General features: G+C 55.2%; 28 protein-coding genes and 1 pseudogene. 11 read left to right on the forward strand and 18 right to left on the reverse strand.

Annotated features, from left to right (window positions below):
• Window positions 1–34: 34 nt before the first annotated feature.
• Entirely contained in the window at window positions 35–511 is a 477-nt protein-coding gene (locus B2Q93_RS19860) for a carboxymuconolactone decarboxylase family protein (protein ID WP_286808436.1), read from the forward strand.
• Here B2Q93_RS19860 and B2Q93_RS19865 read toward each other — a convergent pair.
• The gene (locus B2Q93_RS19865) at window positions 501–1,400 is read right to left on the reverse strand and encodes a LysR family transcriptional regulator (protein ID WP_286783779.1); all 900 of its coding nucleotides are present in this window, start codon (window positions 1,398–1,400) and stop codon (window positions 501–503) included. The genes B2Q93_RS19860 and B2Q93_RS19865 overlap by 11 nt on opposite strands.
• 100 nt (window positions 1,401–1,500) lie before the next feature.
• Between B2Q93_RS19865 and B2Q93_RS19870 the strand changes: the two genes are divergently transcribed.
• From B2Q93_RS19870 to B2Q93_RS19890, 5 genes are all read left to right on the forward strand, one after another.
• On the forward strand, window positions 1,501–2,910 hold the full coding sequence (locus B2Q93_RS19870; RefSeq protein ID WP_286808437.1) for an aldehyde dehydrogenase family protein: 1,410 nt from the start codon (window positions 1,501–1,503) through the stop codon (window positions 2,908–2,910).
• Window positions 2,911–3,044: 134 nt separating this feature from the next.
• A complete protein-coding gene (locus B2Q93_RS19875) occupies window positions 3,045–3,647 on the forward strand; it encodes a YcxB family protein (protein ID WP_286808438.1) in 603 nt (200 codons plus the stop codon).
• Between the two features lie 110 nt (window positions 3,648–3,757).
• A complete protein-coding gene (locus B2Q93_RS19880) occupies window positions 3,758–4,228 on the forward strand; it encodes a MarR family winged helix-turn-helix transcriptional regulator (RefSeq protein ID WP_040077330.1) in 471 nt (156 codons plus the stop codon).
• Window positions 4,225–5,292, forward strand: coding sequence for an HlyD family secretion protein (locus tag B2Q93_RS19885; RefSeq protein WP_154298918.1), 1,068 nt, complete (start codon window positions 4,225–4,227; stop codon window positions 5,290–5,292). Before B2Q93_RS19880 ends, B2Q93_RS19885 begins: the two co-directional genes overlap by 4 nt.
• Window positions 5,282–6,346 (forward strand): DUF2955 domain-containing protein, encoded by a 1,065-nt coding sequence (locus B2Q93_RS19890; protein WP_040077328.1) that lies wholly within the window; start codon window positions 5,282–5,284, stop codon window positions 6,344–6,346. Before B2Q93_RS19885 ends, B2Q93_RS19890 begins: the two co-directional genes overlap by 11 nt.
• Here B2Q93_RS19890 and B2Q93_RS19895 read toward each other — a convergent pair.
• From B2Q93_RS19895 to B2Q93_RS19910, 4 genes are all read right to left on the reverse strand, one after another.
• A complete protein-coding gene (locus B2Q93_RS19895; RefSeq protein WP_242637298.1) occupies window positions 6,337–6,504 on the reverse strand; it encodes a tautomerase family protein in 168 nt (55 codons plus the stop codon). The genes B2Q93_RS19890 and B2Q93_RS19895 overlap by 10 nt on opposite strands.
• 129 nt (window positions 6,505–6,633) lie before the next feature.
• Window positions 6,634–7,902: a DUF445 domain-containing protein gene (locus B2Q93_RS19900; protein WP_040077327.1), complete on the reverse strand. Its 1,269-nt coding sequence runs from the start codon at window positions 7,900–7,902 to the stop codon at window positions 6,634–6,636.
• 4 nt (window positions 7,903–7,906) lie between these two features.
• Window positions 7,907–8,572 carry a LysE family translocator gene (locus tag B2Q93_RS19905; protein ID WP_286934204.1) on the reverse strand — a complete coding sequence of 222 codons (666 nt, stop codon included), beginning with the start codon at window positions 8,570–8,572 and terminating at the stop codon, window positions 7,907–7,909.
• 45 nt (window positions 8,573–8,617) lie between these two features.
• The gene (locus tag B2Q93_RS19910) at window positions 8,618–9,361 is read right to left on the reverse strand and encodes a helix-turn-helix transcriptional regulator (protein WP_286934205.1); all 744 of its coding nucleotides are present in this window, start codon (window positions 9,359–9,361) and stop codon (window positions 8,618–8,620) included.
• 117 nt (window positions 9,362–9,478) lie between these two features.
• On the opposite strand from B2Q93_RS19910, the pseudogene B2Q93_RS19915 reads away from it, so the two are divergent.
• Both B2Q93_RS19915 and B2Q93_RS19920 read left to right on the forward strand, forming a co-directional pair.
• Window positions 9,479–9,601, forward strand: a pseudogene (locus B2Q93_RS19915) (BrnA antitoxin family protein); the annotation flags it as partial.
• Window positions 9,602–9,705: 104 nt separating this feature from the next.
• Entirely contained in the window at window positions 9,706–11,076 is a 1,371-nt protein-coding gene (locus B2Q93_RS19920) for an NAD-dependent succinate-semialdehyde dehydrogenase (protein WP_040077323.1), read from the forward strand.
• A gap of 53 nt (window positions 11,077–11,129) precedes the next feature.
• On the opposite strand, the gene B2Q93_RS19925 is transcribed toward B2Q93_RS19920, so the two are convergent.
• Window positions 11,130–11,675 (reverse strand): YfaZ family outer membrane protein, encoded by a 546-nt coding sequence (locus B2Q93_RS19925; protein WP_233801866.1) that lies wholly within the window; start codon window positions 11,673–11,675, stop codon window positions 11,130–11,132.
• Window positions 11,676–12,221: 546 nt separating this feature from the next.
• On the opposite strand from B2Q93_RS19925, the gene B2Q93_RS19930 reads away from it, so the two are divergent.
• Together B2Q93_RS19930 and B2Q93_RS19935 are read left to right on the forward strand one after the other, a co-directional pair.
• The gene (locus tag B2Q93_RS19930) at window positions 12,222–12,914 is read left to right on the forward strand and encodes a hypothetical protein (protein ID WP_286934207.1); all 693 of its coding nucleotides are present in this window, start codon (window positions 12,222–12,224) and stop codon (window positions 12,912–12,914) included.
• A gap of 234 nt (window positions 12,915–13,148) precedes the next feature.
• Complete coding sequence (locus tag B2Q93_RS19935) at window positions 13,149–13,628, forward strand: Hcp family type VI secretion system effector (protein ID WP_286934210.1); 480 nt, start codon at window positions 13,149–13,151, stop codon at window positions 13,626–13,628.
• A gap of 35 nt (window positions 13,629–13,663) precedes the next feature.
• Here B2Q93_RS19935 and yjiA read toward each other — a convergent pair whose 3' ends face one another.
• From yjiA to hpaB, 6 genes are all read right to left on the reverse strand, one after another.
• On the reverse strand, window positions 13,664–14,617 hold the full coding sequence (gene yjiA, locus B2Q93_RS19940; RefSeq protein ID WP_286934213.1) for a GTPase: 954 nt from the start codon (window positions 14,615–14,617) through the stop codon (window positions 13,664–13,666).
• Window positions 14,618–14,627: 10 nt separating this feature from the next.
• Entirely contained in the window at window positions 14,628–14,831 is a 204-nt protein-coding gene (locus B2Q93_RS19945; RefSeq protein ID WP_003856610.1) for a YbdD/YjiX family protein, read from the reverse strand.
• A 97-nt stretch (window positions 14,832–14,928) separates the two neighbouring features.
• Window positions 14,929–17,082, reverse strand: a complete 2,154-nt coding sequence (locus B2Q93_RS19950; protein ID WP_046886494.1) for a carbon starvation CstA family protein — start codon at window positions 17,080–17,082, stop codon at window positions 14,929–14,931.
• A 215-nt stretch (window positions 17,083–17,297) separates the two neighbouring features.
• Complete coding sequence (locus B2Q93_RS19955; RefSeq protein ID WP_040077317.1) at window positions 17,298–18,185, reverse strand: helix-turn-helix transcriptional regulator; 888 nt, start codon at window positions 18,183–18,185, stop codon at window positions 17,298–17,300.
• 205 nt (window positions 18,186–18,390) lie between these two features.
• Window positions 18,391–18,903 (reverse strand): 4-hydroxyphenylacetate 3-monooxygenase reductase subunit, encoded by a 513-nt coding sequence (locus B2Q93_RS19960; RefSeq protein WP_040077316.1) that lies wholly within the window; start codon window positions 18,901–18,903, stop codon window positions 18,391–18,393.
• A 17-nt stretch (window positions 18,904–18,920) separates the two neighbouring features.
• The gene (gene hpaB / locus B2Q93_RS19965) at window positions 18,921–20,483 is read right to left on the reverse strand and encodes a 4-hydroxyphenylacetate 3-monooxygenase, oxygenase component (protein WP_033144556.1); all 1,563 of its coding nucleotides are present in this window, start codon (window positions 20,481–20,483) and stop codon (window positions 18,921–18,923) included.
• Window positions 20,484–20,692: 209 nt separating this feature from the next.
• On the opposite strand from hpaB, the gene B2Q93_RS19970 reads away from it, so the two are divergent.
• On the forward strand, window positions 20,693–21,091 hold the full coding sequence (locus B2Q93_RS19970; protein WP_212478254.1) for a hypothetical protein: 399 nt from the start codon (window positions 20,693–20,695) through the stop codon (window positions 21,089–21,091).
• On the opposite strand, the gene B2Q93_RS19975 is transcribed toward B2Q93_RS19970, so the two are convergent.
• The 6 genes from B2Q93_RS19975 to hpaI form a co-directional block, all read right to left on the reverse strand.
• Window positions 21,092–22,030, reverse strand: coding sequence for a DUF6402 family protein (locus B2Q93_RS19975; protein WP_286934221.1), 939 nt, complete (start codon window positions 22,028–22,030; stop codon window positions 21,092–21,094).
• 11 nt (window positions 22,031–22,041) lie between these two features.
• Complete coding sequence (locus tag B2Q93_RS19980) at window positions 22,042–22,605, reverse strand: PAAR domain-containing protein (RefSeq protein WP_286934224.1); 564 nt, start codon at window positions 22,603–22,605, stop codon at window positions 22,042–22,044.
• Window positions 22,593–22,991, reverse strand: coding sequence for a hypothetical protein (locus B2Q93_RS19985; RefSeq protein ID WP_286934227.1), 399 nt, complete (start codon window positions 22,989–22,991; stop codon window positions 22,593–22,595). The genes B2Q93_RS19980 and B2Q93_RS19985 overlap by 13 nt, the downstream gene beginning before the upstream one ends.
• A 343-nt stretch (window positions 22,992–23,334) precedes the next feature.
• Window positions 23,335–24,267: a 4-hydroxyphenylacetate catabolism regulatory protein HpaA gene (hpaA, locus tag B2Q93_RS19990; protein WP_212478250.1), complete on the reverse strand. Its 933-nt coding sequence runs from the start codon at window positions 24,265–24,267 to the stop codon at window positions 23,335–23,337.
• Window positions 24,239–25,585, reverse strand: coding sequence for a 4-hydroxyphenylacetate permease (gene hpaX / locus B2Q93_RS19995; protein ID WP_286934230.1), 1,347 nt, complete (start codon window positions 25,583–25,585; stop codon window positions 24,239–24,241). Before hpaX ends, hpaA begins: the two co-directional genes overlap by 29 nt.
• A gap of 21 nt (window positions 25,586–25,606) precedes the next feature.
• Window positions 25,607–26,404, reverse strand: a complete 798-nt coding sequence (hpaI, locus tag B2Q93_RS20000; RefSeq protein ID WP_040077312.1) for a 4-hydroxy-2-oxoheptanedioate aldolase — start codon at window positions 26,402–26,404, stop codon at window positions 25,607–25,609.
• Between the last annotated feature and the right edge of the window lie 3 nt (window positions 26,405–26,407).

Below are 26,407 nucleotides of genomic sequence, written 5' to 3' on the forward strand. Positions count from 1 at the left end.
CAATGACTATGCCGCCCCAAAAAGAGGAAAGAAAATGAGCACTCGCGTTAATCATCACACAGCCACACCTGCCCTCAGTAAAGCCCTGTCCGATCTGAGCATGGCGGTGGGCAAAACCTCGCTCGACCCGGCCCTGAAGCATCTGATTGATATTCGTGTTTCACAGCTGAACGGCTGTACGTTCTGTCTGGATATGCACTCGAAGGAGGCGAAAATCGCCGGTGAGCGCGAGCTGCGCCTTTATCACCTTGCCGCCTGGCGTGAGTCTCCGCTGTTCAACGCCCGCGAAAAAGCGGCGCTGGCCTTTACCGAAGCGCTGACCCAAATCAGCGCCCACGGGGTGAGCGACGCGCTGTACCGCAGCGTGGCGGAGCACTTCTCTGACGTGGAGATTTCCGAACTGAATTTCGCCATCGTGGCCATCAATGCCTGGAACCGCTTAGGCATCACCTCCCGCATGGTGCCCGGCGCGCTGGATGAGGCCTATGGCCTGAAAAAGGCTAACCTGTAACCCCGCGTTCGCGGATCATCGCCACCAGCGCCCGCAATCCCGGCGGGATATGGCGATGACCGGGATAGTAGAGACGCAGCCCGGCGAAAGGCTGCGTCCAGTCGTTTAGCGCGGTGATCAGCTCACCGCGGTTCAGCTCTTGCTGAATATAGAGTTCCGGTAAAAATCCCACCCCCAGCCCTGCTTTTACCGCCCGGATCGAGGCAAACAGATCCGAGGTGGCGAAGCGTGCCGGCACTGCGAGGGCGAGCTGTTCTCCGCGCCGCGCCAACTCCCAGCGATAGATCCCGCCGTGGGCCATGCGCATACCAATCCCCTGATGCCGCAGCAGATCGTCCGGCACCCCAGGGGTGCCGTGGCGGGCGAAATAGTCCGGCGTGGCGGTCACCACCTGGCGAATATCGGCGGTAAGGGGGATAGCGATCATGTCCTGGGGAACCGACTCCGCCAGGCGGATGCCGGCATCGTAACCCTCGGCCACGATGTCGATCATTCGCGCTTCACTTACCGTTTCGACCCGCATTTTCGGGTAGCGCTGCATATAGTCAATCAGCAGGGCATCAAGAAACAACGCGCCCACGTTGTTCGGCACGTTCAGGCGCAACGTACCGGCGGGTTCACCGGTATCGCTGTGGATCTCCTCGCTGGCCTGGCGAATTTCCTGTAACGCCGGGCCAATGCGCGCCACATAGCGCTGCCCGGCGTCGGTAAGCGCCACGCTGCGGGTCGTGCGGTTGAAGAGCCGGGTCTGCAGGCGGCTCTCCAGCCCGGCCACCGCATTGCTTACCGCCGTGGCGGACATCCCCAGCTCTTGCGCCGCCGCGCGAAAACTGCCGCGACGGACAACCGCCATCACCACTTCCAGCTCTGTCAGTCCTGAACGATGCATACATTATCCTGAAAATCGAAATAACCTTTGCAGCATAGCGTGGATTATCGAAACGACGTAGTCGTGCCAGACTGGCTCTATACCGTCTGAGGAGGTTTTTATGCGCAACATCGAACAGATCTACATTAACGGCGAGTTTGTGACCCCGCACGGCAGCGAACGGTTTGATCTCTGGAACCCGGCCACCGCCCGGGTGTTCGGGCAGGTACGGCTTGCGGACCGTCAGGATGCCGAACGCGCCATTGCGGCGGCAAAAGCGGCGTTTCCGGCGTGGGCAAACACCCCTAAAGCGACGCGGATTGCGGCTCTGCAGCGGATGCACGCCGCTGTGACGGCCCGACAGGACGCGCTGCTGGAGGCGGTGATCGAGGAGTATGGTGCCCCTGCCGCCCGCTCGGCCTGGATGGCGCGCTACCCGGCGGAGGTCATCGCCCAGGCCATCGAGGCGCTGGAGTCGATTGATTTTACCACCCGCGCCGGGGCGGCCACCGTACAGCTGATGCCGCTTGGCGTGGCAGGGCTGATCACCCCCTGGAACAGCGACGCCGGATTTATCTGCGGCAAGCTTGCGGCGGCGCTGGCCGCCGGCTGTACGGCGGTGATCAAGCCGAGCGAGATGAGCGCCTGGCAAACGCAGATTGTCACCGAAGCCCTGCACGAGGCCGGCCTGCCGCCGGGGGTATTTAATATCGTCACCGGACGCGGCGACACGGTAGGTGACACGATAAGCCGCCACCCGGACGTGGCAAAAATCTCCTTTACCGGATCGACGCAGACCGGCAAAGCGATCCTGCGTAATGCGGCCGACAGCTTTAAACGGGTGACGCTGGAGCTGGGAGGCAAATCGCCAACGTTGATTCTGGAGGATGCGGATCTGGCGCAGGCGATCCCCCTGGCGGTGCAGGCCGGGTTTATGAACAGCGGGCAGGCCTGCGTGGCGGGTACGCGTATCCTGGTGCCCGCGTCGCGTAAAGCGGAGATCGAAAGCGCGCTGGCGCAGGCGGTCGCAGCGGTAAAATCTGGCGATCCGCGCCATCCCGATACCGAAATCGGCCCGATGGTGAGCGAAAAGCAGTGGCTGCGGGTGCAGGGGTATATCCGCAAAGGCATTGATGAGGGGGCAAGGGTGCTGGTGGGCGGTGAAGGACGCCCGGAAGGAACAGAAGAGGGCTGGTTTGTGCGTCCGACGATGTTTAGCGACGTTCATAACCAGATGACGATTGCCCAGGAGGAGATCTTCGGGCCGGTGCTCTGCATTATTCCTTATCGCGATGAAGCTGAAGCGATCGCCATTGCCAACGATACGCACTATGGCCTGAGTGCGATGGTGCTGGGCGGCGCACGCGCCGGGTCGGTGGCGCAGCAGATAGAGGCGGGGCGGGTGCTGGTCAATACCCTTACCCATGAACCCAAAGCCCCCTTCGGCGGGTTTAAACACTCCGGCGTAGGGCGTGAGATGGGAACCTGGGGAATACGCGCCTATATGGAGCCGAAATCAATTTTGGGGTAAGGGCTTCCCCCGCCAGGGGCAGGATAGATGCCCGTCTGTTTATCCCGCGCCCCTGCATTTCAGCGTGCTATCATCCTCCCCGGCTTTGCGCAGTTAAGGCCAGTAGGAAATCGTTATTACGCAGAGGGGGAGAGATGATTAAAAGCAGAATGGCATTTTCTTTTTCGCTGTCCGTTTTAGAACGGACCCGCGCCAGTCAGCTCATTAACGCGCATAAAGACGAACTGATTTTGCCCTATGACCGCATTTTTCTTATTAAGCGGGCGGCGATACTGCTGCTGGCTGCCGCCGCGCTATTGACGCTTCTTCTGCTTATCACGCTCAGTATAACTCGCTCACCAGACACAGCATTTATGGAAAGGATGAGACACAGCAGCATGGTGCTTCTCGGCCTTTTCTGCACCGGGGGCCTGTTACTGAAAATTTATGAACTGCTCATTAACAAAATCATGGCCAGCCGTGAGCCGCAGGAGCAGGAAGATGACGAAACCCAGCATAAGGTTAAGCTAAACCGCTATTTCATCGAACATATTACCCGGGTGGCGAGCGGCAAAACCTACTGGGAAAATATCAAGGAGAGCTATAGAAAAGGGGGCTTTATTTTCATCCATTTGAGAAGTAATCAATGCGTAGTGATACCTGAGCGCATTTTTGCCTCCCCCGATGAGGCCGCACAAACCTACGACTTTATTGCGGCACAGATTGCACACCACCGGCAACGGCTTATGACGCCGTAACTCCCTGAATCGCTATCACCGGTTCGCAATTCCTGCGCTTATCAACCTCGTTTCTTGATACTTACCCTGATAACCATTATCGTGGCGCGGTGTGAAGCGAGGTTCCCCCCATGAGTGAAGAAGATCTGTTCTGCCGTCGGCCTATGGGCATGCGCATGGCCATGATTGTGCGTCAATGGCGCGCAGTGATTGACGATGCCATTCTCGAGACCGGGTTAACCCAGTCAAGCTGGACGGTAATGATGCAGCTAAAACAGCTGGGGGATAACGTCTCGGTAAGCGAACTGGCGGAGGTACAGGGCATTGAACTGCCGCCGCTCATGCGCACCCTCACACAGCTGGAGAAGCAGGGTTATCTGCTGCGCGTCACATCGCCTTATGACAAGCGCATCCGGCTACTGACGCTGACACCCGAGGGGAAAGCGGTTCTGGTCACGCTCAGCCAGGTGATCGAAACCTTTCAGGCGCGCGTGTCACAGAACATTGCGCCAGAGCATCTCGACATTTTCAGCGCCACACTGAACCAAATCGCCTGCAATTTGCGGACAATCCGCGAAGAAGATAACAAGACTGAAAAATAATGACTCCTGAACAAAAGTTTGCCCGCTGGGTAAGGGTGAGTATTGCCTCTTTCCTGCTGATGTTTGTCTATTTCATCGTGGCGGATATCTGGATCCCGCTGACGCCAGACTCCACCGTGATGCGCGTGGTGACGCCGGTCTCTGCCCGCGTCCCGGGCTACGTGGCGGCGGTGCATGTCCACAACAACAGCCAGGTGAAGAGAGGCGATCTGCTGTTTGAACTCGACCCAACGCCGTTCCGCAATAAAGTGGAAGCGGCGCAGATTGCGCTGGAGCAGGCCCGCCTTGCTAATCAGCAGCTGGATGCACAAATTGTCGCCGCCCAGGCCAGCCTGAAAACGGCGCAGCTCACTGCGCGTAACGACAAGGTGACCTTCGATCGTTATCAGCGGCTGAGTAGCATGCAGAATGTGTCGCAGTCGGATCTCGATAAAGTGCGCACCACCTGGCAGAGCAGCGAGCAGTCGGTTGCCAATCTTGAAGCCACCCTCCATCAGCTGCGCATTGAGCGCGGCGAACGCGATGAGGCCCGCAACGTGACGCTGCAAAAGTACCGTAACGCACTGGAAGAGGCCGAGCTTAACCTTGGCTGGACGAAGGTCTACGCGGAAAACGACGGGACCGTCAGCAACCTGCAGCTAAGTCCGGGGTATTACGCCTCGTCCGGCTCGGCGGCGCTGGCGCTGGTCAACAACCAGACCGATATCGTGGCCGATTTTCGCGAGAAAAGCCTGCGTCATACCCACCAGGGGACCGATGCCGCAGTGGTGTTCGATGCCTTTCCGGGGCAGGTGTTCCGCGCCCACGTAACCAGCAGCGATGCCGGTATTCTGGCGGGGCAGGAGGCAGTTAACGGTGAGCTTTCCGCGCCGGAGACCTCTAACCGCTGGGTACGCGACGCGCAACGTATGCGTATTCACGTGGCGCTGGACGACGCCTTGCCAAAGCATCTGCCCACCGGCGCGCGTGCTACCGTACAGCTTTATAACAGCGAAGGGCCGTTTGCGCGCTTCTTCTCTGGCGTACAGATTCACCTGGTAAGCTTGCTGCACTATGTCTATTAATACCCTCGCGCGGGTTTTTACCCCGCACGGCAACATCGTCTACACCGCCAATGATTTTCGCCAGACGCTACGCGTCGTGCTGGCGGGGGTGATTGCCCTTAGCGTGTCGAGCTTTTACAACACCAGCTATGGCGTCTTTTTTGTGGTCTACCCGATCATGTTGTTGTCGCTGGTGCCGGTCTTTAATCGCCACGTTGCGAAACAATTTATCTTCAGCGCCTCGCTAAACTGCGTCGAAATGGTACTGATTATTGGCTATCTATCACAATGGCCGCTGATCATGACTGCGGTCGTCTTTGCGCTGTATGTGATGCGATTTCGCTTTATGAGTAAGGGGCCGCTGTTCCTGTTTGGCTCAATGGGCGTGGTGTGCCAGAGCGTGATGCTCAACTTTATGAGCTATCCCACCACGGACTGGCATACGCTGCTCTTTTCCAACATCGAGGCCAGCGTGATGGCGGTGTGCCTGAGCGCGCTGATGAACTACCTGCTGCCGGACGTTGAGCCACGCAAGCCGCCACCGTTGATCGAGAAAGACGACGCTCGAGTGCGCCATGAGTCTTTGCTTTCCGGCACCGTGGCGACCCTGATTTTTGTGGTGTTTCAGATCAGTGACCTTAGCGACTCTCTCTCCGCGCTGATGGCGGGTATCTTGATCCTCTTTCCGATGAACTATCGCGGCGCGGTGATGAGCTCCATCTGGCGCGTGGTCGGCGTTGTGATGGGGTGTCTGTACATTCTGGTGGTGCAGCTGGTGCTGTACGATCACAGCAGCCATATGCTGTTGATGATGCCGCTGATTGCCCTCGGGCTGGCGTTTGGCGCCCGGCTGCACGTGATGGAGAAGGTGGGGGCGGGGGTCGGTTTCTCCATTACCACCACCATCGGCATTATGTTTGGTCAGAACATGCACCCGGATAGCGATCTGGTCTTCAGCGACCTCTACCGCATCGTCTCGGTGACCGTGGCGCTGGTGGTGACCCTGACGCTGGTCTTTCTGGTGCACCGGGTTCTGAACTGTTTCGCCCCCACCCGCTATGTGATTCAGGGTTGATACAATATGCCGCCGCTGAAGCTCCAGTCTTCAGCGGCCGTAAACTGTATCACGACCATCACATCGGCTTCTGCAATGCCCATCTGCTGGCTCAGCTCTGAGGCCAGCCGGCGATAAAAGGCGGCTTTTTGCGCCTCACTTCGCGGTTTCCCCGCCACGATATGACGCGCTACAGACCGACCGCGGCCTGCTGCCCGACGCCGGAGAGCTGGGAATGGCGCTGCATACGTGCGACCGATCCACCAATGCCGCGGTGAGCAGTATGCACGCGCTGATCCTCAGGGCGCTTAATGGATAAACGTCGGTATTTGCGAGAGAAGGAACAGGATAAGACCAATGGTCCCGCCCACCAGGGTGCCGTTGACGCGGATAAACTGCAGATCTTTGCCGATGTTTAACTCAATCTGGTGCGACATGTCTTTGGCATCCCAGCCTTTTACCGTGTCGCTGATATGGCGGGTAAGGAAGGTGGCGAACTCTGGCGCCACGCGGTGCGCGGCCTGTTCCAGATGCTCATTGAGCGAGTTGCGCAGGTTGCTATCGGCAACCAGGGTCTCACCAAACCACAGTCCGGCGTTGGCGATGCGCTGTTTAACCCGGGAGTCCTCGCTCTGCATGTCGCTCTTCAGCCACTGACGCAGGTCGCCCCACATCTCACCCAGGTAGCGGTTAAAGGCCTCGTCGTTCTTGAGATAGGTTTTGATGTTCTCGGCTTTGGCGGCGGTTTCCGGGTCGTTTTTCAGGTTTTCAACCAGCTTCAGCACCGCCCGGTCAAAGGCCTGGCGGATCTGGTGGGTGCGGTCGTGGCTCACGTCATCCAGAATGGCATTGACCGCGTTCGACACCACTTCGGCGCTCTGATCTCCCAGCCACTCGGTAGGGAGAACCATCGCTTTGCGCGGATGTTCGGTCTTCAGCCAGTGGACAATTTGCGCGGCGATAAAATCCCGGGTGCTGTCGCGCTGTAAAAGGGTGATGAGGCGATTAATCACCGCATCCAGCAGCACCTGGTGGCGGCCATTCTTCGTCATGCTCTCCAGCATGGCGGCGCTGGTTTCGCTGAAATCGACCTTATCGAGCGCCTTATGGACGGCGCGTTTGAGCATCCGCTGAATGCGCCCATCATCGGTCAGTTCCAGGAAACCGCTCATCACCTGCATGATATGCAGCCCCACGCGCTGCGCGTTATCCGGCTGGCTGAACCAGTTGCCAATCAACAGGGCCGGTTCGTGACGGCGAATGAGGGTGATGAGCGACTGGGTATCAAGAAACTTCTCCTGCACGAACTGCCCGAGATTGTCGCCGATCCGGTCCTTATTACGCGGAATAATGGCCGTATGGCGGGCAATAAACGGAATGGGCACCCGGCGAAACAGGGCGACGACCGCAAACCAGTCTGCCAGCGCCCCCACCATCGCCGCTTCAGCAATGGCTTTGACGCCGCGCACCCAGAAAGTTTGCGGCAAAAAGAGGGTGGCGATAAAGGTCGCGGCGGCGATCAGCAGCAGCGACAGCGCCAGCAGCTTGGCGCGTTTGAGTTCAGCTAATTTTTCCATAGGGTTAAGGATAGAGTGAAGCGGGAAGAAGATGCAAAAATCGGACGATAATCCCGGCGCCGAAGAGCAGCAGTATCGCGCCCGCCGTACGCTCGATTTTCCATACGTTGTTGCACAGACGCGCTTGTACCGCAGGCAGGGCGAGACAGGAGACCAGGGTCAGATCCCACGTCAGCACCACCATGACCATCCAGATACCGCTCACCGACTGCTGCACCAGGGTGACATCTGGCCCCAGCAGGGCGGTCATGAGTGCCAGATAGAAAAGGGCATTTTTCGGGTTTAACAACGCCGACCCCAGCCCCAGCAGGAGCTGCCTGCGCCAGGAGGGGTAGCGTTGCGCTGTGCTGGATAACCTGAGTGGCCTCGCCGGGCTACGCACCAGCAGCCAGCCGAGCCACAGCAGATAAAGCGCTCCCAGTAGCTCAATCAGCGTAAAGAGCAGCGTGAACTGACGCAGCGCGTGGGATCCCAAAATCACCAGCAGTATGTACAGCCCATTGCCTGCGGCGATGCCTACGCATAACCCGGCGCTACCGCGCAGGCGGTGGCGGGCGGCAAACCCTATCAGTAAAAAGAAATCAGGACCCGGGCTTAACAGCGCCACGAAATGGGCCAGCGCCAGGGCGAGAAACGCGGAGGGAAAAAGTGTGCTAAGCAGTTCCATCATGACCTCATCAATAAAAACTAAGGTCATCCTGGAGTGAGGCGCGAGTTAATTATTGTCGGATATTGATCGACCCGTCGCGTACTGGCGCGGCGTGGCGGCGGTATAGCGGACAAAGGTTTTATGGAAATGACTCTGATCGGCAAAACCGCTCTGGTAGCTGACGTCGGCAATGTCATCTCCGGCACGCAGCCGCGCTTTAGCGAACTCAATACGTGAAACGTTCAGAAAGGCGCCGGGCGTCAGTCCGGTATCTTGCTTAAAGGTTCTGATTAAGGTCTCTTTGCGTAGCGAAAAGCGCCGGGCGAAGGCGTCCAGCGAGGGCGGGGCGTGCAGGCTGTGGCGCAATGCGTCTTGCAACGCAAGGCTGGTAGGGCGCAGTGATCCGCAGGCGGTGGGCTGTGTGGCAAGGGTTGTTAGCAGGCGCGTAATGGCCGTGGGCGACAGCGTATTGACGATCTCGAGATAGAGGCTGAACAGCGCGTCGCTGCGGATCACCTGCTGCCGCGGCTGGATGTCGGTATCAAGATAGAGCATGTGGTAGCTGCGAGGCTGTCCCGCCAGCGGATTGCAACTGTGCGGCATATGGGCGGGGATGACAATCAAATCGCCTGGCTGCAGGATCAACGCTTCACCCTCGCACGTGCAGCAGGTCTGCCCTTCAAGGATGGCGCCAATGGAGAGTTGCGCATGGCTGTGACATTTATAGGCCTGGGTGCTCTGCCAGGTACTGCGCAGCTCAACGCCGGGCCGGCGGAGGAAGGTCTGATTGACGTGGCGAGTCTGAGTCATAAAGGGTGCCTGTGCAGGGGCGTAGAGGGGTGTTATAGCATGGGAGGGGGGAGGTGTCCTGCTGTCCCTTGTTCTCTGGCGTTGCCAGCCGGATATTTTTGCAAGCACGCTTTGGGATTTGCGAGGCCGTTAATCACGCAGGCCTCGGTGCGTATCGATGCGGAGGTTAGAGCATGGTTAAAACGTCCCGGGAAAGGGTATCAAACCCGGTTTTACGCGAAGCGATGCTGGCCAAAATAACCCACGCCACCTCGATGTAGTGCTGCGAATATACCGAACTTTACCTTCAACCCCAGCCATTTTGACTACCCTTATAAGCCTCTGCGTTAAAAAAGGAGGCAATAATGGCTTATCAAACAGTGAATCCTGCTACCAACAAGCTCATCAAGGAATACCCCTCCCATACCGATGCCGATATCGAAGCGGCGCTAAAGACGGCGGACGCGCTTTATCACTCCGAGTGGGCGAAAGGCAGTATCGATAAACGCCTGCCGGTGCTGCATAAACTGGCGGATCTGATCGATGCGCGAACCGAAGAGCTGGCGAAGATTGCCAGTACGGAGATGGGTAAACTCATTGAGCAGAGTCGCGGCGAGGTGAAGCTCTGTGCGCAAATTGCCCGCTACTACGCTGATAACGCGAAGCAATTTCTTGCACCGGTGAAATACCCTTCCGAGATGGGCGAAGCCTGGGTTGAGCATCACCCGATTGGCGTGGTGATGGCCGTGGAGCCGTGGAATTTCCCGTTCTACCAGCTGATGCGCGTGCTGGCGCCGAACCTGGCGGCCGGTAACCCGGTACTTGCCAAACATGCCAGCATCGTGCCGCACTGTGCCGAAGCCTTTGCCCACCTGGTGCGCGAAGCCGGTGCGCCGGAAGGGGCATGGACTAACCTCTTTATCTCTTCAGATCAGGTGGCGAACATCATCGCCGACGATCGCGTGCAGGGTGCAGCGCTGACGGGCTCGGAAAAGGCCGGGAGCGTGGTGGCCGCTCAGGCGGCGAAGCACATCAAAAAATCGACCCTCGAACTGGGCGGTAATGACGTGTTCGTGGTACTGGACGATGCGGATGTGGAGAAGGCGGTGAAAATCGGGGTTAACGCCCGTATCGCTAACGCCGGGCAGGTCTGTACCGCCGCTAAACGCTTTATCCTGCACGAAGGCATCGCTGAGCAGTTCCTGCAAAAATATACCGAGGCTTTCAAACAGCTGAAGGTTGGCGACCCGCTGGACGAGAGCACCACTCTGGGGCCGCTGTCGTCCAAAGACGCGCTGGAAACCCTGACCAAACAGGTGGACGAGGCGGTGAAAAATGGCGCGACGCTGCATCTGGGCGGTAAGCCCGTATCGCGCGAGGGCTGTTTCTTCGAGCCGACAATCCTGACCAATATTACCCGCGATAACCCGGCGTACTTCGAAGAGTTCTTCGGCCCGGTGGCACAGATTTACGTGGTGAAAAACGACGACGAGGCGGTTGCCCTCGCCAACGATTCCCACTACGGCCTGGGCGGAGCGGTGTTTAGCAAAGACACCGAGCGCGCTAAAAAGATGGCTTCGCGTATCGAAACCGGGATGGTGTGGATCAACTGGCTCACCGATACCGCAGCCGAGCTGCCGTTTGGTGGCGTGAAGCGTTCCGGTTACGGACGCGAGCTGTCGGACCTGGGGATCAAAGAGTTTGTGAACCAGAAGCTGGTGGTCATTCGCCGGTAAGGCATCAGCCAAAAAAACCTGCCATCCGGCAGGTTTTTTTGTTTTAGGGCGCTTTAGAAGCTCACGCCGCCGCCGACATAAGCGCCGTCGATCAGGGTGTGGCCAGGGCGGCCATCTTTGCCGTCAACGCTCACGTGGCGATAGCCTACTTTCAGCGTGACGGGTTTGATTGGCGTCCAGCTTACGCCACCGTTGGCTTCAACGTAGTTCTTCACGCTGTTGTTCAGCCCTTCCGGTGCGGCATACCCTTCACCGAAAACGTGGATGCTGTCAGTCAGCGCCACGTTTACGCCACCGCCAATCGGGAACGCAACGCCGTTATCGCCTTTTTTCGGGCCGATGTAGATCGCTTTTGCGCCTGCGTTCAGCATGACCGGACCCAGTTCCAGGTTATAACCTGCACCTACGCCACCGGTCTGGGTGCCGTCGTCAGTGTTTTTCAGCCAGTTGCTTTCGGCATAGAGGCCGGACGAGGATTTACCCATTTCCAGATTGAGGTTGGTGTAGTTTTTACCCTGCTCAATGCTGCCGCCCATCGCCAGTGCGGAACCTGATACCGCAGTCATCGCGGCAAGAATAAAGATATTCAGTTTTTTCATGTGGTTTTCCTCGTCATCAAATTAATCTGAGGGCACCTTAGCAAGCGATGTTTATGACTGCAAATATGATGGGGATCGAGGTTTTATGCTGTTTTTGTTAATGGATTTACCTTTTCATGTTTGTAAAAGGTTGGTTTGTTCTGGCGTCAATGGTTAATCTTTCGGCGTTTAGTCCAGGTTTAATTTTTTTCTAAACAGACCCTGAACAGGGAAGTAATAGTCATTCGGGACGTATTAATGAAGCCGCTAATAATTTCTATAAAGTGTTTCATTTGTCATATATAACAACGTAAGTTTACATTTCTTTGGTTAAAATCAACTCACTATTTTGTCATCTCTACGTATAGATAGTGCGAATATTGGACGCAGATTTCATTTGGCCAAAAAATGCGTGTAAAACGTTTGTGAGTCTTAGGTTGTATAAGCCGGTTTATTGTCTTTTTAAATTCTGATCGCGATCGCAAATGAAACTCTCCTTATCCATTTACTCGAAAACAGGCAGTACATACACTTTTTGCAGGATGTCATTATTGGCAAGGAGCGTCCATGTATTACCGGAACGACGTCATCAGTTATTTGCAGTCTAATAAGATTCTCGCACTGAAACTTGATCATGCGGTTGCAGGTGTAAAGATGGCGGTAACGAATCAAATCGAAACAATTGGTGCCGGTACAACGCGGGCATTATATTACACCTCATGCTTTACGGATGAGTATCAGGATGTGTGTAAAAGGCAAAGGACAGAGGATGTACGGTTTTCCTACGGAGTCGCGCAACTTTTGCAAAATGTCGATATTATATATGAGATGTTCAAAATATATTTCGAGGAAATATTTAAAAACAAAACATCGGAGCAGTTGGAACACATAAAAAAGATGTTAATGAAAGCGAATGTCCACATTGCTGCAAGTACTCTTACCGGACATGGTTTCGCTTTAGCAGTCACAACGTCAGTCGCGCTCGGAATGAGCCTGAATCTTGAAATGAACGTTCTCACAGGACAAGTAGCAGGAGGGGCAATAACTATCCTGGGAATATATGGAATCGTACAGAAGGCTGCTGATAGCGCCCGGCGACTTCATTACATTCAACCACACTATTACGCCGCGCTTTACGCCAACAAACTTGAGATGATGTATTTTTTGATTGAGCCCCTGTTTGAACGTGCGGGGGTATTTAGAATGCAACACAGCGCGAATAACGACATTGTTGATATGATTACAAGAATGATTCGATAATCATGATGAATATATTAAAAAGGATTTGTTGTCGTGTGTTTAAGTCCTTAATATCCATTCAGGGTCCTGCTCTTCTAACGCTTTTGTTTGCTGTAGCCCTTTTTTATTTTTTCCCGAATGGCCCACTCTGGCTGGTAGGCGTGTTTGCTATGTTTATAACATATATGTTTGCCCGCTATATTAGGTGATAAATATTATCCGGTAATATGCCTGGAACATTGATAAGGAAATAATATGTCTACCCCCGCACACTTATGGCTCGAAGATGAAAACGGCTCTCCTATTGTCGGTAGCTGTTTAATGCCTCTGCGCTTAGGCTCCATTGAATTAAAGTCATTCTCTCACAGCGTAACCATTCCCGTAGATCCCCACTGGGGCAAGCTCACCAGTACACGGGTTCACAGCCCTATTATCGTCGTCAAAGAGTTCGACCAGACAACCCCGATCCTTTATCGCGCGGTGTGTGAGGGGCGCACGTTGAAGAGAGCAATCTTCAGGATGTACCGTATTCTGGAGTCCGGCATTGAGGCTGAATATTTCACTATCACGCTGGATAACGTAAAGCTGATAACGGTTTCGCCGTACCTGTCGCCTAATGGTCTGAGCAGCACGCATCTGGAGACGCTGGAATTACGTTATGAGTCGATAACCTGGAAGTATACGGAAGGCAATATTATCTATCGCGATAGGTGGAACGCTCAATGTATAAGCTAGTGCCCCTCTGCAAAGGGAGAAGGGCACTAATGTGTTTACTTACGCAGCCCCGCAAATGCCGACCGAATCTCCTCTTCCGGCAGCGCAATGCCAATAAACACCATCACGCTGTGCGGCACTTCTTCGCCCCAGGGTCTGTCCCAGTCGGCGCTATAGAGCCGCTGCACGCCCTGGAACAGCAGACGGTTCGGCTCCCCGTCGATCCATAGCATGCCTTTATAGCGCAGCAGCTTGTCTGCGAACGACAACAGCAGGTTCTCCATCACCCGGGAGACTTCGCTGATATCTACCGGGTAATCCAGCTCCACCACAATCGACGAGACGTCATTTTGCTTGTCGCCCATAAAGTGGAAGCGCGGCTTCGAGGTGACGTTCTCTTCCAGCATAAAGCCGTTGGTGTTGAACAGTTGTGCCAGGTCAATATCGCCGTGCGTCACGGTATAAATCGGGGCGCGTGAGTTAATACGCGTCAACCGCTCGCGCAGTTTCTCGCTGTCGCCTGCCACGTCGGTTTTGGTGAGCAGGATACGGTCCGCGTAGCCTACCTGCGACTGGGCGATGGTGAACTGGTTCATCTGCTCGTCGGCATGCACTGCATCTACCAGAGCGATCACCCCGTCGAGCAGATAGCGCTGGCAGAGGATCTCATGCGAGAAGAAGGTCTGGATAATCGGGCCGGGATCGGCCATGCCGGTGCACTCAATCACCAGGCGGTTGAAGTCGATCTCCCCGCGATCGCGGCTATCGAGTAGATCCAGCAGGGCGTCTTCGAGTTCGTTAGAGCGGGTGCAGCAGATGCAGCCGTTGGTAAGGGTTTTGATCTGGGTGGCGCGATCGCCAATCAGTTGATCGTCAACGGACACTTCACCAAATTCGTTTTCGATGACGGCGATTTTGAAACCGTGCTGTTCGTTGAGGATGTGGCGCAGCAGGGTCGTTTTACCGGCGCCAAGAAAGCCGGTGAGCAGGGTAACGGCAATCGGGGTCATGGTCTCTCCTTTAGCAGCAGCGAACGCCGCCTTCTCCACTTCCGCCGTAGCGCGCTTCTTGTCGCTCGCGGAAGAATTCGGTGTAGGTCATGTACGGCTTATCCGGGTGGTTGGTCTTCATATGTTCAACGTAGTTGTCATAGTCCGGAATGCCAATCAGCATTTTCGCCGCCTGACCGAGGTATTTTTTTGCTTCGCCTAAATTACCAAACATTATGCCTTCCAGACAGAAAAAGCCCGGCGAGGGAGAAAAGAGCGCGCCGGGCAGTCCCCTCTCCCTTGAGGGAGAGGGTTAGGGTGAGGGGGAAGGTTTAATGGTGTGAAGAGGTCTTCACGCCGCCTTCCGGTACCGGCACGTATGGGGTCTCTTTATCCGTACGACCGTCGGTATTACGCACTTTCATCCAGGTTTTGATGCCGTAGAAGATAATGCTATACACCACCACCAGGAACAGAATACTCAGACCTGCGTTGGTGTAGTTGTTCACCACGATATGGTTCATGTTGGCAATCTGCTGCGCGGTCAGATCCGCGCCGCCAGCGGCAATCTTCTCTTTGTACTGGTTAGCCATAAAGAAGAAGCCTTCCAGCTGTGGGTTGGCGCTGAAGAGCTTCAGGCCCAGCGCCCAGGTCGTGCAGAGCAGCAGCCAGCAGGCCGGTACTACCGTCACCCAGATGTATTTGGTGCGTTTCATCTTCACCAGTACCACGGTGCCAAGCACCAGCGCCACGGCTGCCAGCATCTGGTTAGAGATACCGAACAGCGGCCACAGGCTCTTCACGCCGCCCAGCGGATCGACCACGCCCTGATACAGCAGGTAACCCCACAGACCGACGCAGCCCGCGGTACCCAGAACGCCCGCCACCAGGGAATCGGTTTTCTTCAGGAACGGCACGAAGTTACCGAGTAAATCCTGCAGCATAAAGCGGCCCGCACGGGTACCCGCGTCCAGCGCGGTAAGGATAAACAGCGCTTCAAACAGAATACCGAAGTGGTACCAGAAGCCCATGTCCGCCCATGGCAGCACTTTGTGGAACACGTGGGCGATCCCCACAGCCAGCGTCGGTGCGCCGCCTGCACGGTTCAGTACCGATGGTTCGCCGATGTCTTTCGCGGTCTGCATGATCTGCTCAGGCGAGATCACAAAGCCCCAGGAACTGACGGTTGCCGCCGCATGTGCGCTGGCCTCTCTCAGCTGCGCCATGATCATTGCGGTATTTTCGCCGCCCATCTCATGCAGGTTTGGCATGGTGATGCCCAGACCGGCTGGCGGGGTGTTCATCGCAAAGTAGAGACCCGGTTCGATAATGGAGGCTGCAACCAGCGCCATGATCGCCACAAAGGACTCCATCAGCATCGCGCCATAACCGATAAAGCGCGCGTCAGTTTCGTTAGCCATCAGCTTCGGCGTGGTGCCGGAAGCGATGAGTGCGTGGAAGCCAGACACGGCGCCACAGGCGATGGTGATAAACAGGAACGGGAATAGCGCCCCCTTCCACAGCGGACCGGTACCATCGATGTACTGGGTGACCGCCGGCATTTTCAGCTCAGGGTTGATGATCACAATCCCGATCGCCAGGCCCACGATAACGCCGATTTTCAGGAAGGTGGCCAGATAGTCACGCGGGGCCAGGATCAGCCAGACCGGCAGCAGGGCGGAGATGAACGCATAGCCAATCAGCGCAAAGGTAATGGTGGTGTCTTTGAAGGTCAGTGCCGGGCCCCAGTAAGGGTCGTGGGCGATGATGCCGCCAAAGTAGATAGAGGCCACCAGCAGCACGATACCAATCACCGACACCTCGCCTACGCGGCCAGGGCGCAGGAAGCGCATGTAAATGCCCATAAAGAGCGCAATCGGTACGGTAGAGCAGACGGTAAAGACGCCCCACGGACTTTCAGCCAGCGCTTTCACCACGATCAGGGCCAGCACCGCGAGGATGATGATCATAATCAGGAAGCAGCCGAACAGGGCGATAGTTCCCGGCACGCGGCCCATCTCTTCTTTGATCATCTCACCCAGCGAGGAGCCGTTACGGCGCGAAGAGATAAACAGCACCATAAAGTCCTGCACCGCGCCTGCCAGCACCACGCCGGCGAGCAGCCAGAGGGTACCCGGCAGGTAGCCCATCTGCGCGGCCAGTACCGGGCCGACCAGCGGACCCGCGCCGGCGATCGCGGCAAAGTGGTGGCCAAACAGCACGTAGCGGTTAGTTGGCACGTAGTTCAGGCCGTCATTATTAATGACCGCCGGGGTAGCGCGCGTAGGGTCGAGCTTCATGACCTTCTGCGCGATGTATAAGCTGTAGTAGCGGTAGGCCACTAAATAGACAGAGACGGAGGCGACCACGATCCACAGGGCGCTAACGTGCTCGCCCCGGCGTAGTGCAACCACTGCCAGACAGAAAGCGCCGAGGATCCCGAGGAGCGCCCAGGGCACGTGCTTAAGTAGTTTTTTGGTATCCATAATAAGACCTGGTTTTTTAGCTGAAAAAAGGGTCAGGGTATGTTGTAGATGTAGTGAGTAATGCTACGGCGATCGTGCCAGATCCCCGCGCGCGTAAAGGACGGTAAATGCGTGAGTGGTTAAATGGGGCGATGAACGGTCAAAAAAGAGGGCGAGCGGTTGAGGCTCGCCGTGCGGGAAGGAGAGAGTGTGATAAGGATCACGCGGCCTGCGTGTCAGGTTTCGGGCGTCAGATAGCTCTCCAGCGTTTTGACCATCTTTTGCTTAAGCCACGCGGGCTCCAGTACCTGAATATTGGGCAGCCAGTAGAAAATCAGCGGCAGGATCTGATTCTCGTGTGCCGCCATGCAGCGAATAGTGGTGCCCTGGGCGTGATCTTCCAGAATCTCTTGCTGCGGCAGCAAATTGCGGCGGCGAAAGTAGTGCGAAATAGTATTGTTAATAAATATTTTCACTTCGAAAGTATCTTCTGATACCCACGGGCTAAGGTTCTTTTCCAGCAGCGCTATCGCGTGTTCTTCAGGGCTAAAAGTGGCATTCTGAATATCGAGCCATTTAATCTGGCTTAAAGAAAACGATTTCAAACGGCCATTTTCAGTCGCCTGCAAATACCAGATGTTCTTTTTGTTAATCAGTTTATAGGGGTGAACAGTACGATTTTTGTCTTTATAAACGATCTTGCAAACATTACGATTTTTAATCGATTTCTCAATCGACGGTAAATATCGACGGATATCGTTTTCGACCGAATGTTCGGCATCATTGTTAAGGATTTGAATATAACTCTCGTCGACGCGTGACTCCAGTTTTTGCCAGAACTCCGTGCCTCTGTCAGGGAAAAAGCTATCGGCATTCAGGAAGTTAGCAATGGTATGGTGCAACCCCTGTCCGGCTGAGTTCTGTACTGCGTGGATTAAGCGGTATTGTCCGCCTCCGGTATGTTCAACAATAGGGGAGAGCGCATTGAGGTCCCGATAGACTGTCCGCTCAGTAATATTAAATTTGTGCATCAGGGCATGTCGGCTAACCACACCGTGTAAATGCAGCTCCATCAGAATATCGACCAGCCTCTCCGCTGATCGACTCCTGCTCGGAATTGTCATAATAAAGTTCCCGTAAACTAAAGCATTGCTGTGAATTATGCCCACGCTGCTGACAAAATATGTCAGCCGTGTCAATGACATGAAAATTTCTCTTATGGATATATATAACGGCGTGATTTGCGATAAACATTAATGCTTTTTGTGCAGGAGAGGAAAAGAGAGGAAATTTTGCGCTGGTCATCAAAGAATGCCAGCGCAGAGAGGGTTAAAGCGCGGCTTCCAGTGCCATCATGACCGGGTGGAAACGGCGTTTAAAGTAGATGAGCCCGTGGCCCTCTTCAGCCAGGACAATATTTTTGATCGCCACCAGATAGACCAGATGGGTACCGATGGTCTGTACCTGGCTGATTTCGCCTTCAAGGCTTGCCAGCGCCCCTTTTAGTAGCGGCTGACCCAGCAGCCCTTTCTGCCAGCAGGAGAGGCTGAACCGCTCTTCCATCGCCATGCCAGTCATCCCGGCGAAGTGGCGGGCCATCAGCTCCTGTTCATGGTTTAGCACGTTAATGCACAGTTTGCCGTTACCCTGAAAGACCGGATTCATGGCACTGTTGGCATTGAGGCACACCATCACGGACGGTGGCGTATCAGTAACCGAGCAGACCGCCGTCGCGGTAATGCCACAGCGTCCCGCCTCACCCTCAGTGGTGACAATGTTGACCGCCGCCGACAGGCTGGCCATGGCATCGCGAAAACGCAGGCGTTGTTCATCTAATTGCATTAAAACCTCCCGCTACGTTATTTCAGCAGCTTGTCCAGCATGTTGATATCGGAGTTGTTGTGCAGGTGCGGCACGGTCCAGCCGTGCTGGTCGTACTCGGACATGCAGCGGTCGACCATCGCCATCATCTTGTCCATGTTGCCGGAGCTTTGCGCCTGGCGCAGGCACTGCAGGCGGATCTCATCCTGGCTGCCGGAGTAGTTGATCTCATACAGCTCGTGGCGGCCACCGAACTCGCTGCCGATGGCATCCCACATCAGTTTCAGGATCTTGATACGCTCGACATGATCCATACCGTTGGAGCCGCGCACGTACTTCGCCAGATACTGGTCGATCTGCGGGTTGTTGAGATCCCGGGCGCTGGACGGCAGGTAGATCAGGCCGCTGGTAACGTTGCGCTCAATAATATTTTTGATTTTGGCGTAGGCCATTGGGGCCATCACGCGGTAGGTCTGGAGCGCCGCGTGGTCCGGCAGGTACGCACCGTTGACCCACGGGGTCGCCTCCGAGCACATGGAGTCGCTCAATGCCCAGAACATGTTGCGCCAGGCCACCACTTCGCCAAGATCGGCCTGCACGCCGCGAAACTCCAGGGTACCGGTACACTCCAGCGATTTTTTCAGCAGGGCGGTGATGAAATCGAGCTTCACCGCCAGACGTACGCAGGCCTGCAGCGGGTACATGCGGGCAAATCCTCCCTCCATGGTCCAGCGGCGGCAGCGATCGAAATCGCGGTAGATCAGCACGTTCTCCCACGGGATCAGCACATGATCCATCACCAGGATCGCATCGTTCTCGTCGAAGCGGCTGGAGAGTGGATAGTCATACGGCGAGCCGGTGGCACCGGCCACCATCTCGTAGGAGGCGCGGGAGATCAGCTTCACGCCCTCGGCATCCATCGGCGCGACGAACATCAGCGCGAAGTCCGGGTTTTCGCCCATCACCTGCGCGGAGCCAAAGCCGATCATGTTGTAGTGGGTCAGCGCCGAGTTGGTTGCCACCACTTTCGCGCCGCTGACGATGATCCCGGCGTCGGTCTCTTTCTCCAGCTTGATGTAGACATCTTTGACCTCGTCCGCCGGTTTGTGGCGGTCGATCGGCGGGTTGACGATGGCGTGGTTAAAGTACAGGCCGGTCTCCTGAATGCGGGTGTACCAGTTACGGGCGTTCTGCTCAAACTGGCCGTAGAACGCCGGGTTAGCCCCCAGCGCGCAGCCGAAAGCCGCTTTGTAGTCAGGCGTGCGGCCCATCCAGCCGTAGCTCAGGCGGGACCACTCGGCGATGGCATCACGCTGCTGGCGCAGGTCATCGGCGCTTTTCGCCACCCGGAAGAACTTGTGGGTGTAACCGCCGCTGCCGGTATCGGTGCCCCAGCAGAGGGTGTCCTGCATCTCTGGCTTGTGCAGCGCGTCGTACATCTGCGCGATGGACGCCGCCGCGTTACGAAATGCCGGATGGGTGGTGACGTCTTTAACGCGTTCGCCGTAGATATAAATCTCGCGGCCATCCTGCAGGCTTTTTAAATACTCTTCGCCGGTGAGCGGGCGTTTGGCATCGGCGCGGAAATCTTCAGGCTTCATAGGGACCTCGTATCGGAAGATGATTGTTAAATTTATGTTTTGTTTTTGTTGTTTAATTGAAGCTTGAGAGGAAGGGAACGTGAAGGGACGATTGGGACAACGGCGGGTACTTTTCGGGTGGATGTGAGATTTGTGATCATGGTGGGTTTTGCATAAACTGGCGGCACTTTAACCACTTATTTTTTATGGATTATGGCAGGAGAAAAACGATGGAACGTATAACAATAATACTGCCAGATATGATTGCGCTGGTGGTTGGTGGCCTGCTCTCAATCATTATCTGCGAGATAGCGCAGAGGTTAGTCGGATTTAAACGTTTTGCTACCGGTCGGATAATGTTATTCGTTCCCTTTGGGCTGCTGATGCCGCCAGTTTTACGTCTGGTGGTATTTCCATACACGGGAGTAATGAGCGGAATGGGTTATATCACGACAGCCGTAGCGACCTTAGTTGCAATAATTTTTTATGTCGGTACGTTTTGCTGGACTGTTCTGAGGGATGTGCCAAACAAAAGGCGATTCATTTATTGCCTGATCGCCTTTTATCTGGTGGGTATTACGTTTCTGTTTTACATTGCCAACGATATCAATGGCCCCATTATTGGGTGATTACGCTTCCCATGGAATTTCGTAAGTGCCGCTTATCTTTTCCCAATTTACGTCTGAAAACACCACAAAGTCGCCCCCTTTTCCAGTGGCTTCACGATATTTAAGGAAGTCAGAATTATGGACAACTGATACCTTGCGTATCCGTTTGTTAATGTAAATCTTTTGCCCGGCGATTGTTGAAACAGCCGAATCAGCCCGGCGTAATATCCCTTCGTTTGTCCAGTATCCTAACGGCTGATCCCATGCTCCATTATTATTGAAATCATAAAAATCTTTGACGTAAATACCTCCCCACTCAGCTTCGAGATAATGCTTACCATTGGTATGTTGGAATGCAGTACCGATAACCGCAATCTTCAATGAATATGTACCGAGAGCGCCATATATGTCATCCAGCGTATCGAACATATGTGTGACGAAATTTCCGCCTACAGCTTCAAAGTTATTCTGATATTTTTGTTCCAGTTCTCGTGCAGACATTGATGGCCTGCCTATTAGATTCCGTCGACCAAAGGTATAAGTATCAGAGCCATTCCACCCAAGCGCTTTCAATCGCTGTGCGGTCATTTTCATTGCGGCCGGAGAGCATGCTTTTGCCATCAGCGTACGCATGGAGCTAACCGCCGACGGGTACTGCATTAACCATGTCATCGTAATGATGGTGTCGTCACAATGCTGATCGGGGATATACAGTCCCTGTGGTAATTCGCTTCCCTTCTTCCAGGTGTCAGGGCATTTCCAGCCTGGAGAATTAAGCCAACGTTCCATCATCTTAGCAGATTTTTTCCAGCCAATTTTTCGCATCACCTTAGGAATCTCGCTTATACGAATTGGCTGTAATTCAACCTCGCTTTGAGAGTTCATTTCGTTCGGTCTGGTTTTAGCATCCTCCATCAGAAAATAGAGATCCTTCTCAATACCGGATATGTGCATTGCCATAAATCATTCCTTTATTTCAGCAGTGGCTTTGGTGCTTGCATCGCCACAAAAATTTTTTCACTATTTCCAGTCGTCACTTTTGTATAAATACCGGGGCCGCTGTAATCATTCTTTATGGCCGTACCCATTTCAAGCATTCCATCCTGTTTGAAAATGACATATCTGAGCGGCTCTTGTCCTGAATTGAGGATTGAGAATTGATGCGAGTATTCGCCATTGATTTGCTGGTTTGCCAGGGCAGCTTTTTTTGCATTCTGGGACAGTAAATGCTCTCTATGCTCATTAGAGGGGAGATCGTAGCAGGTTACAGGGATGTCGAGGCGGTGAATGGCGAAAGCACCACATGAGGCCCTATAGCCTTCCAGAACTCGAGCCCTGCCGTGAATGGAGTAGCGGGGGGTACCTTCAATGAATTTCGACCAGCACATACATTGTGGGCACCAGAATTTATGGCCAACCAGCACAGCACGGTGAGTATTGTTATAGGTGTCGTTCTCGCAACCATCATGAAGTGTGCCACCATGACTGGTGGTATCACCTGTCCATATGGTGTGTTTTGCTATCATACCGCGCATCTAATAATTCCTTCAGCCTTTACAGCTTCGTATTTCCCTTCATCCATAACGCAGCATATAGCTGTATTATTTTCGAAGATGACCAGGGCCATTGAAGTTTGCCCAGCATCAGCGATGACATCACCATTGCTTATCAACGTACCGCTAGCGGCAACGAACAGCATTTTTGCGTTGACTTCGGTAGTCAATCGCGTGGTAGGGTCTGACATAACGAAGGCTGTAGTACCATCAGGATAAGTAACGATATCGTTTTCAAGCACGATATTTTTGCCGTAACTAGTAAGGCTTGATATGCCAATAATAAAGCCATTGTTTTTGGTTTTAGCACCGGTTACAGCATATAAACGGACCTCTTTAATACCCGATTCATTTAATTTTTTATTCACTTTATTTTTCCTGTTTTTTAAGTAAAAAAGTCATGTCGCCTATGAACTATATGCCCACATTTTTAGAATTAAAATGGATGCTCGTTTTTTCAGAATATAATTACAAATTATGAGTAGATATTTGGAATGAGGTTTGAGGGTGCATAAAAACCCAATTTTATTGAGGGCGGTTGAGGGGAACAGGCCGCCCGTCCTGTAACCTCGCCATTCTTAAAGAGTGCTCGTAAAGTATAAAATAGCCAGATTAAAGGAAAGGTTTTGACCTTTTTCTCTTAGCTGAGTCGTAAGTTGCCTGAGTAATGGCGATAACCGCAGCCGGGTGTGAGAACTTGGTAAATACGCATTAATAGGGTTTAAGTACCGTACCAGAACCACCGGAGGGAACAGGCGACACCGGTACTTTCTGCGCCCGATACGCGCTCGGCGAACACCCCACTAACCGGTTAAAAAAGCGGGCAAAATAGGCCGGGTCTTTAAAGCCGAGCTGCCAGGCCACCTCGTTCACCGCGCTGTCGGAAAAAAGCAGCAGCCGTCTGGCCTCGCGCAGCTGACGGTCGAAGATCAGCCGTTTTGGCGGGCGGTTGGCGAAGCGGCGGCAGATATCCGTCAGGCGCGATTCGGTGAGATGCAGCTCGCTGGCGTATTCCGGCACCGTCCAGTGCTGGTGGTAATGCGCGTCAATCAGCTGGGTAAAGCGCTGGAAAAGCTTTAGCTCGCCCCGCATGCCGCTTGAAGCATGGTCGTCGAGCTTCGCGTTGCGCAGCAGCAACGTAAAGACCGCCTGGGCTAAAAGTACCAGCGTATGCTCGCGGCCGGGCAGCTGCGCGGTGGATTCGCGCTTTATCAGCTGCCAGTAGTGTTTTAGCGCCAAAAGCTCGTCCGGTTTATCGGCCAGCGAGAGGCAGATCCCCGGCAGGCCGAACGCCTCCCGGGTGCCGGGATAGAGCACCTCCAGCAGCGGCCAGATCAGATCCTCGCGAACCGTCAGCACGTGGCCGTCGCTGTCCGATTCGGTGATGAACGCATGCGGCACCGACGGCGGCGTGAGGACAAACAGTGGGGCCTGCACCGAGTAGCGGTGATCGTCAAGTTGCAGCTCAATCTGTCCGGTATCGAGAAAGTGCATCTGAAAATACTGGTCGTGCCGGTGCGCCTGCATGTCGCGGCCAAAGAAGGCCGCCATGCGAGAAAACGACTGATAGTGCACATCGTCGGTGCCCAGGCTTTCGTCATACTCTTTGCTGATATCAATGTTGGCGATAGGGCTCTGGCACATGGTCGTTCCTCTGTTGATCCTGCTGCGTCATCGGAATACGGGTCAGCACCAGCGCGCCAACCACCAGCAGCCCGGCGACAAACCATAAACCTGAGCTAAAGCTGCCGGTCGCGTCGCGCAGAATGCCGATCAGCAGCGGACTGACGGCCGATCCGACGTTGCCGATGGCGTTGATCACCGCCAGCGCCACCGCCCGGGACTGCAGGCTAATGACCCGATCCGGGGTGGTCCAGAAGATCGCCATAGCGGTAAAGGATCCGGTTGAGGCCATAATGATGCCAAGCAGCTGGATCAGGCCGTGATCCGTTGCGGAGGCCAGCATCCAGCCCGCCGCGGCGAACAGGTACGGCAGGATGGTGTGCTTTTTTCGCTCTTTCAGCCTGTCGGAGCGGCGGCTCCACCAGATCATCCCGAGGATGGTACAGAACTGGGGGATCGCCGCCAGCAGGCCGATCACGATATTGCTGCTGCCGGTGTTGAAGCTCTGGAGGATCTGCGGCGTCCAGATGTTGATGGCGCTCAGGGTGTTGGTCAGACAGAAGTAGGCCAGCGTGTAGAGCAGCACCGCCGGGGTTAACACCTCGCGCAGCGTTGAGCGCGGCGTGGAGGGGCGCGCAATGGCCATCTCCTGTTCGCGGGCGATCATTGTTTTCAGCGCCCGCTTTTCGTCCTCGTCCAGCCAGCTCGCCTGGTCCGGCGTGTCGTTAAGATAAAACCAGGTCACCACCCCGAGCACCACGGAGGGCAGCCCCTCCAGCAGGAACAGCCACTGCCAGCCCTTCAGGTTCCACAAGCCGTCCATCGCCAGAATATAGCCGGAGAGGATCGAGCCGAGCATCATGGTGACCGGCATGGCGATCATAAACAGCGCGTTGGCGCGGGCGCGATGGTATGCCGGGAACCACCAGGTAAGATAGACCAGGATCCCCGGCAGGAAGCCGGCTTCGGCAATCCCTACCAGCATGCGCAGGACGTAGAGGGTTTCCGGGCTGGTGGCGAACATCGTACAGGTGGAGGCTATACCCCACACCACCATGATGCTGGCGATCCAGCGGCGCGCACCTACCTTCGCCAGCATGATGTTGCTCGGGATCCCGCACAGGACATAGGTGACGTAAAACAGCGTGGCGGCCAGGCCAAACATGGTAGAGGTCAGGCCCAGATCCTTGCCCATTGTCAGCCCGGCAAAGCCGATGTTGATGCGGTCAAGGAACGAAAAGACAAACAGAATAAAGAGAAACACGATCAAACGACGGAACAGCTTGTTAATGGCACGATGTTCAACGGCTTTTTCATCTTGCAGGGTAGAGGTCGTCATGCTGCGCTCCTGATCTTACCTTTAGTAGACGGATTTATTGTTATTTACTGACGTAACCGGTTTATCGATAAAGCGTGCGGCCAGCGCCTCGGCGCTGCGGGCGAGTAGAGTAGTGTCGACGCCAACCGCGACGAACAGCGCCCCGAGCTCGAGATAGCGTTTCGCCAGCGTCTCGTTCGCCATCAGAATTCCGGGGGCTTTCCCCGCCTCGCGGATTTGCGCGATGGCCCGTTCGATGGCGGCCTGCACCTCGGGATGTTGCGGGTTACCGGCAAATCCCATATCGGCACTGAGATCCGCCGGGCCAATAAACACGCCGTCGACGCCTTCCACGTCGAGGATCTGCGGCAGGTTTTTCAGCGCCTCGCGAGTTTCAATTTGCACCAGTACGCACATGGCGTCGTTGGCCTGTTGCAGGTAATCCGGGATGCGGTTCCAGCGTGATGCCCGCGCCAGCGCGCTGCCGACCCCACGGATACCCGCTGGTGGATAGCGGGTGGCGCTCACCGCCAGACGTGCTTCGTCGGCGTTCTGCACCATCGGCACCAGCAGCGTTTGCGCCCCCACGTCCAGCAGCTGTTTGATCTGCACCGGATCGTTCCATGACGGGCGTACCACCGGCTGGCTGGCATAGGGGGCGATGGCCTGCAGCTGGGTTAAGACTGTCTGCACGCTGTTCGGGGCGTGCTCTCCGTCGATCAGCAGCCAGTCGAAGCCTGCGCCCGCCAGCAGTTCCGCGCTGTAGCTGCTGGTCAGTCCCAGCCACAAACCGATTTGCGGTGTTCCGGCTTTCAGTGCCGTTTTGAATGCGTTTTGCATGGT

Source organism: Leclercia sp. UBA5958 (assembly GCF_002430365.1).
GTDB lineage: Bacteria > Pseudomonadota > Gammaproteobacteria > Enterobacterales > Enterobacteriaceae > Enterobacter > Enterobacter pneumoniae.